This window comes from Actinomadura sp. CNU-125 (assembly GCF_001942465.1).
In the GTDB taxonomy this organism is placed as follows: Bacteria; Actinomycetota; Actinomycetes; order Streptosporangiales; family Streptosporangiaceae; genus Spirillospora.
This window is the reverse complement of the sequence record NZ_MKJY01000205.1, coordinates 1-9593: the sequence shown is the minus strand read 5'-3', so window position 1 is coordinate 9593 and position 9593 is coordinate 1. Positions and strand designations below refer to the sequence as shown.

The 9593-nt window shown below is 74.2% G+C and carries 11 protein-coding genes; 8 read left to right on the top strand and 3 right to left on the bottom strand.

Going from position 1 to position 9593, the window contains the following annotated elements; translation table 11 throughout:
- The 3 genes from BJF79_RS61240 to BJF79_RS23110 form a co-directional block, all read left to right on the top strand.
- Positions 1-319 (top strand): hypothetical protein (locus tag BJF79_RS61240; protein ID WP_262402449.1); only part of this gene is annotated, 319 nt, incomplete at its 5' end.
- A 347-nt stretch (positions 320-666) separates the two neighbouring features.
- Positions 667-2268 (top strand): NYN domain-containing protein, encoded by a 1602-nt coding sequence (locus BJF79_RS23115; protein WP_075900378.1) that lies wholly within the window; start codon positions 667-669, stop codon positions 2266-2268.
- A 234-nt stretch (positions 2269-2502) separates the two neighbouring features.
- On the top strand, positions 2503-3000 hold the full coding sequence (locus BJF79_RS23110; RefSeq protein WP_262402448.1) for a tetratricopeptide repeat protein: 498 nt from the start codon (positions 2503-2505) through the stop codon (positions 2998-3000).
- A 32-nt stretch (positions 3001-3032) separates the two neighbouring features.
- On the opposite strand, the gene BJF79_RS23105 is transcribed toward BJF79_RS23110, so the two are convergent.
- Positions 3033-3566: a hypothetical protein gene (locus tag BJF79_RS23105; protein ID WP_083733711.1), complete on the bottom strand. Its 534-nt coding sequence runs from the start codon at positions 3564-3566 to the stop codon at positions 3033-3035.
- Positions 3567-3635: 69 nt separating this feature from the next.
- Here BJF79_RS23105 and pyrE point away from each other — a divergent pair, with 69 nt between their 5' ends.
- The gene (gene pyrE, locus BJF79_RS23100; RefSeq protein WP_075900376.1) at positions 3636-4172 is read left to right on the top strand and encodes an orotate phosphoribosyltransferase; all 537 of its coding nucleotides are present in this window, start codon (positions 3636-3638) and stop codon (positions 4170-4172) included.
- 53 nt (positions 4173-4225) lie between these two features.
- Here pyrE and BJF79_RS55735 read toward each other — a convergent pair whose 3' ends face one another.
- Positions 4226-4441: a RodZ domain-containing protein gene (locus BJF79_RS55735; protein ID WP_083733709.1), complete on the bottom strand. Its 216-nt coding sequence runs from the start codon at positions 4439-4441 to the stop codon at positions 4226-4228.
- A gap of 324 nt (positions 4442-4765) precedes the next feature.
- Between BJF79_RS55735 and BJF79_RS23090 the strand changes: the two genes are divergently transcribed.
- The 3 genes from BJF79_RS23090 (at position 4766) to BJF79_RS23080 (ending at position 6797) form a co-directional block, all read left to right on the top strand.
- On the top strand, positions 4766-5116 hold the full coding sequence (locus tag BJF79_RS23090) for a hypothetical protein (RefSeq protein WP_075900372.1): 351 nt from the start codon (positions 4766-4768) through the stop codon (positions 5114-5116).
- 12 nt (positions 5117-5128) lie between these two features.
- Positions 5129-6151 (top strand): class II fructose-bisphosphate aldolase, encoded by a 1023-nt coding sequence (fbaA, locus tag BJF79_RS23085; RefSeq protein ID WP_075900370.1) that lies wholly within the window; start codon positions 5129-5131, stop codon positions 6149-6151.
- 88 nt (positions 6152-6239) lie between these two features.
- Complete coding sequence (locus BJF79_RS23080) at positions 6240-6797, top strand: winged helix-turn-helix transcriptional regulator (RefSeq protein WP_262402447.1); 558 nt, start codon at positions 6240-6242, stop codon at positions 6795-6797.
- Positions 6798-6946: 149 nt separating this feature from the next.
- Here the strand turns inward: BJF79_RS23080 and BJF79_RS23075 are convergent, their stop codons facing one another.
- The gene (locus BJF79_RS23075) at positions 6947-8158 is read right to left on the bottom strand and encodes an MFS transporter (protein ID WP_262402446.1); all 1212 of its coding nucleotides are present in this window, start codon (positions 8156-8158) and stop codon (positions 6947-6949) included.
- A gap of 175 nt (positions 8159-8333) precedes the next feature.
- Here BJF79_RS23075 and BJF79_RS23070 point away from each other — a divergent pair.
- Positions 8334-9593: AfsR/SARP family transcriptional regulator (locus BJF79_RS23070; RefSeq protein ID WP_143220102.1), on the top strand; the 1260-nt coding region annotated here is incomplete at its 3' end.

The following is a 9593-nucleotide window of genomic DNA, read 5'->3' as shown; positions in this document are numbered from 1 at the left end:
CGAGGTCGTCCCGGCGGCGGTCGTCGAGCCGGTCGAGGAGCCGGAGCCGGAGCCGGAGCGTCCGGTCGCGCCCGAGCCGGAACCGAAGCCGGAGCCGGAACCGGAGCCGGAACCGAAGCCCGAGCCGGAGCCGGAGGCCGCGCCGATCGTCGAGGCGGACTGCGAGGTCGAGGTGCGCGCGCTCGTCCGGACGCGGGTGAAGGTGGACGTGCACGTAGATGTGCAGGCGGTCGACGTGGACGTTGACGTCGACGTCCAAACTGACCTCGACGCCATAAGTTCGTCACCCCGAGCGGGTCGCGGCGCCATGCGATCGTGAAGCCTGGGTCGCGCTCGGCACCGCCCGAACCGTTCACCTGCCCGTTCCCGTAAAGATCAGGTGGAAGCCGGGGGGCGGAAGGAAACGGCTGGTAGCGTCCACCGAAGTCGCCAATTCGTTGTTACCGGGGAGTCGCGAACCGGCCGGACGCCATGAAAGAGTGGCGAATCGCCGTATTGGCCTTCCGGGCTGACGGGCTTCACTACGCTATTGACGCCCGAGGTCACTACGCCGCCCATGTCCCCGACAGCAGGAAGGGCAGGCGCCGAAAAAATGGTCACGCTCGCCGGCCTGACCGCGGAGTGGGCACCCCGTGAGCTCCCGTGCCAGAAGAAGGGCGGTGTCGCATGGATCGCTGCGCGCTGTTCGTAGACGCCGGCTATCTCCTGGGCGAAGGCGCCATGGCGGTGCACGGCACCCGCCATCGCGACGCCGTGTCCTGGGACTTCAGCGGCCTCCTGCAGCTACTGAACAATCTGTCCAATGAGCGTACCGGGCTGCCGCTGCTGCGCTGCTACTGGTACGAGGCCACCGTCGAGGGCCGCCGCGGCCTCGAACACGACTCGATCGCCGACCTGCCCGGCCTCAAGCTCCGGCTCGGACGCATCCGCCCCGGCCGCCGCGAGGGCGTCGACACCGAGATCCACCGCGACCTGATGACCCTCGCCCGCAACGCCGCCCTCGCCGAGGCGGTGCTGATCAGCGGCGACGAGGACCTCGCCCAGGTCGTCGCCGACGCGCAGGACCTCGGCGTCCGCGTCACCGTCGTGCACGTCGCCGTCGACGGCAACTGGACGATCTCGCGGGTGCTGCGGCAGGAGTGCGACGATCTGATCGAGATCGGTGCCGGTCACCTGCGCCCGTACGTGAACCTGCTGGCGGGCATGGACGGCGCGAGCACGTCCGGCTCGTCCGGTTCGCCGATCGCGGCGCTCACCCCGCCGCCGCCCGACTCCGTGCTGCCGGGCGTCCCGATCGGGTGTCGCCGACCGCGTCCGCCGCGCCCGCCGCGTCGTCCCGCGCCCGCGGCTTCTTCCATGCCGAGCCCGCTGTCGAACGGGCACGGGAACGGCGCGACCCTCGGTTCCCTGCAGCAGCCGTCCGCGCACAGCGCCCGCCCGCGTCGCCCGAGCACCGGCCCGCCGGTCGGCGCCCCGTCCCCGATGCCGTCCCCGATCCCGTCCGCGTCGCCGGGCGCCGCCCCCGCCGGCCCGTCCACGGGTCCGTCCGCGCTGCCGTCGCAGCCGTCCGGCGCGCACGCGTCCACGGGACCGTCGCCGACGCCGGCGCCGCCCGTGACGCCGCCACCGCCGCCCGCGTCGGGTGGCCTCGGCACCGGCGGGTTCGGCCCGAGCGTCCTCGATTCGGGTCCGAACACCGGCCCGAACGCGGGTCCGAGCACGGGTCCGAGCACCGGCCCGCTGAGCGGGGACATCCTCGGTTCGGGCGTGCCGAGTACCGGGACGTCCGGTTCCGCGGGGTTCGGGTCGTCGTTCAGCGGCGGCACCTCGCAGCCCGGGTCGCCGCTGCAGACCGGTCCGGCGCACGCGGCGCCGCCGCAGCCCGCCGCGCAGCAGTACACGGCGCCGCCGGTGCCCGCGCCGTCGCCGCCGTCCGCGCCGCAGTCGCTCCCGCCGAACCGGCAGCCCGGCCCCTACACCGGGCCGCAGCAGCTCTCCCCGGTGCCCGCCCAGCAGAGCTCGCCGTCGCTGGCCGAGGCCGTCAAGGCCGCGCACCAGGAGGGGCAGGACTTCGGCGAGTCCGTCGCCCGCGACGCGCCCGCGCTGTGGCTGGAGGCGGTCCTCGCCCGCAAGCCCCGGATGCCCTCCGACCTGGAGGCGCGCCTGCTGCAGGGTTCGTCGCTGCCGATCGACTTCCTGCTGCACGACGAAGTCCGGCACGCGCTGCGCCGCGGGTTCTGGGACGCACTGGAACGTTCTCGCAGGTGAGCTGCCGGATACGCACCGGTATTCACCGACATCGCAGATTCGCCCGCTTCGGCGGGGCACCGACGGGTAGCGTTGAAGCGTGACGCATGTGACGGAAGACGACCTCGACGACCTGGAGTTCGACACCCTGCGCACGGGCGATCACATCTCGGCTGCCCGGCGACTGGCCGAGCTGGCCGAGACGGTGTCCGGCGGGGTGTCCCGCGCGAACGTCCTGTTGCGCGCGGGCGAGCAGTGGCAGCACGCCGCGACCACGGGAAGGCCGCCGACTTCTACAGCCGCGCCCTGGAGGACGGCGGCGAGACCTACGGCGACGCGCGCGCCTACCTCGCCGACGCGCTGTTCGAACTGGGCCGCGCCGACGAGGCCCGCACGCTCGTCGACCAGATCCGCGCCGACCGGCCCCGCGACCCCGAGGTGTACCGCGCGGTCGCGGAGGTCCTCTACGCGCAGGGCGACGCGACCGGCGCGCACGACTGGGCCACCAGCGGCGCCGACGTCGTCCTCGCCCTGCGCGACAGCGCCATCGGCACCGGTGTCGGCGGCCCCGGCGAACCGGCCGGGCCGCCCGTCCCGGCCGCCGAGTCGCTGACGCCCGGCCCCGACGACGTCGCGATCGCCGAGGACAGCCTCGAAGCCCTGCTGCGCCTGCGCTACCGCGCCCGGATGGACCTCGGCCGCCGCGAGGACGACTACGACGCGCTCCTCGACGACCTGCTGAAGAACGCCTGAACGAGGCCTGACCCGTCGCGCGGGGAGCGGCTTCAGAGGGTCGTGAGCAGTTCGCTCAGCGACTGGGCGACCGTGGTCGGGGGTTCGTGCTCGGTGACGGTCCAGCCGCGCAGGCGGGCCTCCCGGACGGCCTGCGCGTGCCCGGGCGCCCCGGTGCGGTCCGCGTGGGTGCGGAGGTACGCGCACGGCGCGTCCGGCCAGTCCGGCGGGGACGGGACGTGCTCGTGCCCGCCCTCGTGGTCGTGGTCGTGTGCCTGCGCGGGGCGGGGGAGGTCGGCGTCGACGAACAGGTACCCGCCGACGGCGCGGTGCGCGGCGCGCTGGGCGAGGGCGATCGCGGGCAGCAGCGGACCGGCGGCGCCGTGCCCGGCGAGGACGAGCGGGGTCGCGGGGGCGGTCGCGGCGATGATCAGCGCGGCGCGGGCGACGTAGCGGGAGCCGGTGCCCTCGGCGACGTCCGGGGCGACGACGTCGAGCCCGTAGGAGCGGAGGGTCTCGGGGAGGTCGCCCCAGGCGGCGGAGCCGGTGTTCGGCGCGTGCAGGAGCACGAGGGTTCCGGGTGTCATGTCGTCCTCCTCCCCGGCACCGTACATGGCGGGCGCGGCGCGCGCGGGCGGGGTGAATAGGGTTTCCCCGTGAGCGATCGTGATGAGCTGCTGGAACAGATCAAGACCAAGGCGGTCGTGCACGGCGACTTCGTGCTGTCGTCGGGCAAGCGCGCGTCCTGGTACGTGGACCTGCGTCGGGTGACGCTGGACGGGACGACCGCGCCGCTCGTCGGGTCGGTGATGCTCGACGCGACGGCCGACCTGGAGTACGACGCCGTCGGCGGGCTGACGCTCGGCGCCGACCCGGTCGCGGCGGCGATGCTGCACGCGTCGGCGGCCCGGGGGCGCGCGCTGGACGCGTTCGTGGTGCGGAAGGCGGGCAAGGCGCACGGGCTGCAGCGCCGGATCGAGGGACCGGACGTGGCGGGACGCCGCGTGCTGGCCGTCGAGGACACCTCCACCACGGGCGGTTCGGTGCTGACCGCGGTGGAGGCGCTGCGGGAGGCGGGGGCGCACGTCGTGGCCGTCGCGACGATTCTGGAGCGGGGGGCCGCGGCGCGGATCGCCGAGGAGGGGCTGGAGTACCGGCACCCGTTCGAGGTGGCCGATCTCGGCCTCGGGTGACGGTCGGCGGCCGTCCGGGAGCGGGGGCGGCCGTCCGGGGGTCGGGGCGTCGGTCAGGGCTGTTCCGGCACGGCCCACTCGGTGCGGCCGGCCTGCGCCGCGTCCTGCTCCTGCCCGTGGATGGTGACCTCCAGGGACGCGCCGTTGGTGGCGACGACCGACAGCGGCGTCTCGGTGTAGCGGAAGGTCTGTCCGGTGGCCATCGTCCCCTTGTAGAGGATCTTGCCGTTCGGCACCTGGACGATGACGCTGGTGGGAGGCCCGGTCACGTGCAGTACCAGGGCGGGCGCCTGCGAGGCCGACTCCCCGGACGGGGACGGGGAGCCCCCGCCACCGCCTTCAGCTGAGGCGGTGGCCGAGGGCCCTGACTGTTCGCTCTCGCCGGAGACCGCGTTCACCAGAGCCATACCGCCCACGACGAGCAGAGCGAGTACGGCGGCGACGGCCAAAGCCGCGAGCGCTATGCGTGCGAGACCCCTGGGGTCCGACCGATGACGTCCCACATGGGGAGGTTAGCGATAACTGTCACCGCTGAGCGACGGACGTGACTCTTCAGGGACATTCTTCTTCGCGGTTCTGTCCGATTTGTTCCCTTGGCTCCGGATCTCACGGACGGTGACGCCGATCGGGCCCCGGACGGCGCGGCGACGACCGTCCGCGCCCGCCCGTCCGTCCGCCCGTCCGGCGCCCGCCCGCCGCCCGCCCGGGCGCGGTGCCGGACGGCCGGAGGCGCGCCGCGATCGTCGATGCGGGGCGCGCGTCCCGGCTGGCTCCCGGCGCGAAATCCGGGATACTGGCAGCCGTGGCGCACCCTGGTGAGCTGGGCGCGCGTCGCGACCGAGATACTGACCGTGGACGGCATGCCCGACCCGGCGTTCCCGCCCGTCCGGCGGGGGCCCGGGTGCTACCGCCCGGCCGGATGCCCGGCGGCACCGCGCGTATGAAAGGACGCTGAAATGCCCATCGCAACGCCCGAGACCTACGCGGAGATGCTCGACCGTGCGAAGCGGGACGGCTTCGCCTTCCCCGCCATCAACGTCACGTCCAGCCAGACTCTGAACGCGGCGCTGCGCGGCTTCGCCGACGCCGAGAGCGACGGGATCGTCCAGGTCTCGACCGGTGGCGCCGAGTACCTGTCCGGCCAGTCCGTGAAGGACATGGTGGTCGGCTCGACCGCGCTCGCCGAGTACGCGCGGGTCGTCGCCGCCAAGTACCCGGTCAACATCGCGCTGCACACCGACCACTGCCCGAAGGACAAGCTGGACGGCTTCATGCGTCCGCTCATCAAGATCTCGCAGGAGCGGGTGGCGCGCGGCGAGGAGCCGCTGTTCCAGTCGCACATGTGGGACGGGTCCGCGGTCGAGCTGCACGAGAACCTGCGGATCGCCGAGGAGCTCCTCGAAGAGTGCGCGAAGGCGCGCATCATCATGGAGATGGAGATCGGCGTCGTCGGCGGCGAGGAGGACGGCGTCGCCAACGAGATCAACGAGAAGCTGTACACGACCCCGGGCGACGCGCTCGCCACCGCCGAGGCCGTCGGCATCGGCGAGAAGGGCCGCTACATCCTCGCGGCGACGTTCGGGAACGTGCACGGCGTCTACAAGCCGGGCTCGGTCAAGCTGCGCCCGGAGGTCCTGAAGGAGATCCAGGACGCGGTCGCCGCCAAGCACGGCAAGGACAAGCCGTTCGACCTGGTGTTCCACGGCGGGTCGGGCTCCTCGCTCGAAGAGATCCGCGAGGCCGTCTCCTACGGCGTCATCAAGATGAACGTCGACACCGACACGCAGTACGCGTTCACCCGTCCGGTCGCCGAGCACATGTTCCGCAACTACGACGGCGTCCTGAAGGTCGACGGCGAGGTCGGCAACAAGAAGCAGTACGACCCGCGCTCGTGGGGCAAGGCCGCCGAGGCGAACATGGCCGCCCGCGTCGTCGAGGCGTGCGAGAGCCTCCAGTCGGCCGGCAAGAAGCTGAAGTAACCGCGCATTCCGGTGCGCCGGGCCCGGGACGGGGACGACCCGTCCCGGGCCCGGCGTTTCACCACGAAACTCGGCTACCCTCGGGGGCGTGGCACTGCCCCGCACCTACGAGTCGCAGAACTGCTCGATCGCCCGCTCGCTGGAGGTCGTCGGCGATCGCTGGACGCTGCTGATCATCCGCAGCGCGTTCGAGGACGTCCGCCGCTTCGACGACTTCCAGGACGTGCTCGGCGTCGCCCGCAACGTCCTCACCGACCGGCTCGGGCGGCTGTGCGACGAGGGCATCATGCGCCGCGTCCGGTACCAGGAGCGCCCGGACCGCTACGAGTACCGGCTCACCCGCAAGGGCGTCGAGCTGTGGCCCGCGATGATGACCCTGCTGCTGTGGGGCGACCGCCACTACGCCCCGGAGCGCCCCCGTGATCGTCGGGCACCGCGGCTGCCCCGGCTCCCTCACGCCCCGCTTCACCTGCGACGCGTGCGGCGCCCCCCTCGGCCCCACCGACGTCGACCCCCGCCCGGGCCCCGGAGCCTGACCGCGCTCACGCGCCGTCCGCGACGTCCGCGCCGTCCGGCCCGATCGGCGGCAGGTGTCGCAGGGCGACCGCGGCGACGACGGCCAGCACGAGCAGCGCCGCGGCGCTGACGCTGCGACGACGCCGAATCCGGCGAGGAACGCGTCCCGGGCGGCGGCCAGCAGCACGGCGGCCGGTTCGGGCGGCAGCCCCGCGGCCGCGGCGACGGCGTCCTCGATGGAGTCGCCCGCGGCGGCCGGCGTCCCGGGCGGCAGGGCGATCAGCGCCGTGTACGCGGCGCGCCCGCACTACCGAGGGACGCGACGCCGAACGCGATGCCGAACTCGCCGGACGACTCGGCCAGCGCGGCCGCCGCACCGGCGCGCCCGTCCGGCACGGCGCCCACGATCAGCGAGATGCCGAGCGCGCCGACGGGCGACAGGCCGAGGAACCCGAGCGTCAGCCCGCCCATCAGCACCCCGCTGCCGTCCGCGGACCCGGCCACCAGGAACCCCGCCGCCGCCGGGACCATGCCTCCCGCGATCAGCAGTCCCGGACGGACGCGCCGCGCCGCGAGCGGCGCCAGCAGCGAGCCCGCGACCAGCGCGACCGCCGGAAGCGCCAGCCACAGCCCCGACTCCAGCGGCGACAACCCCTCGACCGTCTGCAGGAAACGGCTGACGAACAGGTAGAGGCCGCCCTGCACGACCATCGTCGCCCACACGACGGCGAGTGCCGCCGCGAACGTCCGGGACCGTAGCAGCCGCACGTCGAGCAGCGGGTCGGCCAAGGCGCGCTGCCGCCGCACGAACAGGTACCCGAACCCGGTCCCGGCGGCCAGCGCCCCGTACGCGGCGGCCGCCGGCGGGTCGCCGGCCAGCTCCTTCAGCCCGTAGACGACCGGGAACGCGGCCGCCAGCGACAGCCCGACGCTCACGAGGTCGATTCGGCCGCGCCCGGACGCCCGCGACTCGGGCAGCAGCGGCGCCGCGGCCGGCAGCAGAGCCATCACCGGGACGTTGAGCAGGAACACCGAACCCCACCAGAAGTTCTCCAGCAGTGCCCCGCCGACCACCGGGCCGAGCGCGGCACCGCCCATGAAGCAGCCGGTGAACACGCCGATCGCGAGCGCGCGCCGCCGCTCGTCCGGGAACATCGTGCCGATCAGGGCGAGCGCCGACGGCATCAGCGTCGCGCCGCTCAGCCCCAGCAGTATCCGCGCCGCGATCAGCATCTCCGGGCTGCTCGCGTAGGCGGCGAGAGCCGAGGCCGCCCCGAACGCCACCGCCCCGCACAGCAGCAGCCTGCGGCGGCCGACGCGGTCGCCGAGCGCCCCCATCGTCACCAGGAAGCCCGCCATCATGAACCCGTACACGTCCATGATCCAAAGGAGCTGGACCGGGCCGGGGTTCAGGTCCGCGCCGAGGTGCGGCATCGCAAGGAACAGCACGGTGTTGTCGATGGACAGCAGCAGGGTGGGCAGCGCCAGCACGGCCAGGCCCAGCCATGCGCGCGCCCCCGCCCGGACCGGACGTCCGGCGCGGCCGTTGCGGTCATCATGTCTCCCCGTTTCGTTCGGAAGGTGTCGCGCACACCCTGCGCCAACGCCGTTATGGCCGTGTTCGGGTGTGATTTCGGTCCGGTTCGGGCCCGGCTACGGTGATCACATGCGCTTCGGTGTACTGGGCCCGCTCGAAGTCCGGACGGACGACGACCGGCTCGTCCGCGTTCCGGAGCTGAAGGTCCGGCTGCTGCTGTCGGCGCTGCTGGCCGCCGGGGGACGGCCCGTCCCGGCCGCCCGGCTGATCCGCGACCTGTGGGACGGCGACCCGCCCGCCGACCCCGCCGCGGCCCTCCGCGCGAAGGTTTCGCAGCTCCGCCGGGCCCTGGACGACGCCGAACCAGGAGGGCGCTCGCTGGTGGCCGCGCGCGCCCCCGGCTACGCCCTCGCCTCCGACTCCGTCGACGCGCACCGCTTCGAGGCCCTCACCGCCCGCACCGAACCCGGCCCCGCGCCGCGCGCGTCCGTCCTGACCGAGGCCCTCGCCCTCTGGCGCGGTCCAGCGTTCGCCGACTTCGCCGACGCCCCGTTCGCCGTCGCCGCCGCGACTCGCCTGGAGGAACGCCGCCTCGCCGCCCGCGAGGACCTCGCCGAGGCCCGCCTCGCCCTCGGCGAGCACCGCGCGCTCGTCGCCGACCTGACCGACCTCGCCGCCCGGCACCCGCTGCGCGAACGCCTGCAAGCCGCCCTCATGCGCGCCCTGTACGGTTCCGGCCGCCAGCACGAGGCCCTGCAGTGCTACGACCGCGTCCGGAACCGCCTCCGCGACGAACTCGGCCTCGACCCCGGGCCCGGCCTCGCCGCCCTGCACCAGGCGATCCTGCGCCAGGACCCGTCCCTGGACGTCCCGGCCCGCCCGCCCCTCGCGCCTCTCGCCGCCGCACGTCCGCCCGTCCCCCGCACCGAGCTGATCGGCCGCGACACCGAACCGGACGCCGTCGCCGCCGCCCTCCGCGAAGCCCGGCTGGTCACCGTCACGGGCCCGGGCGGCGTCGGCAAGACCCGCCTGGCCCTGGAGGTTGCCGCCCGCGCGGCCGCCCCCGACTCCGACTCCGACGCCGTGTCGGGCTTCCCCGACGGGATCGTCTTCGTCGAGATGGCGGGCGTCGCCCCGGACCGGGTCGCCGAAGCCGTGACGGCCGCCGCGGGCCTCCCCGACCTCGACGACGGAACCGCCGACGGGCTCGCCGGACGCCGCGCGCTGCTCGTCCTCGACAACTGCGAGCACGCGATCGGACCGGCCGCCGAGTTCGTCGACGCCCTGCTCGCCGGGGGCACCGACCTGCGAATCCTCGCCACCTCCCGCGAACCCCTCGCGATCACCGGCGAACACCTGCACCCCCTGGCCCCCCTCGAACTCCCCCCG

Coding starts and splice junctions, on each gene's coding strand:
- BJF79_RS23115 (WP_075900378.1), top strand. CDS start 667: ATGGATCGCTGCGCGCTGTTCGTAGACGCCGGCTATCTCCTGGGCGAA.
- BJF79_RS23105 (WP_083733711.1), bottom strand. CDS start 3,566: ATGACACCCGGAACCCTCGTGCTCCTGCACGCGCCGAACACCGGCTCC.
- fbaA (WP_075900370.1), top strand. CDS start 5,129: ATGCCCATCGCAACGCCCGAGACCTACGCGGAGATGCTCGACCGTGCG.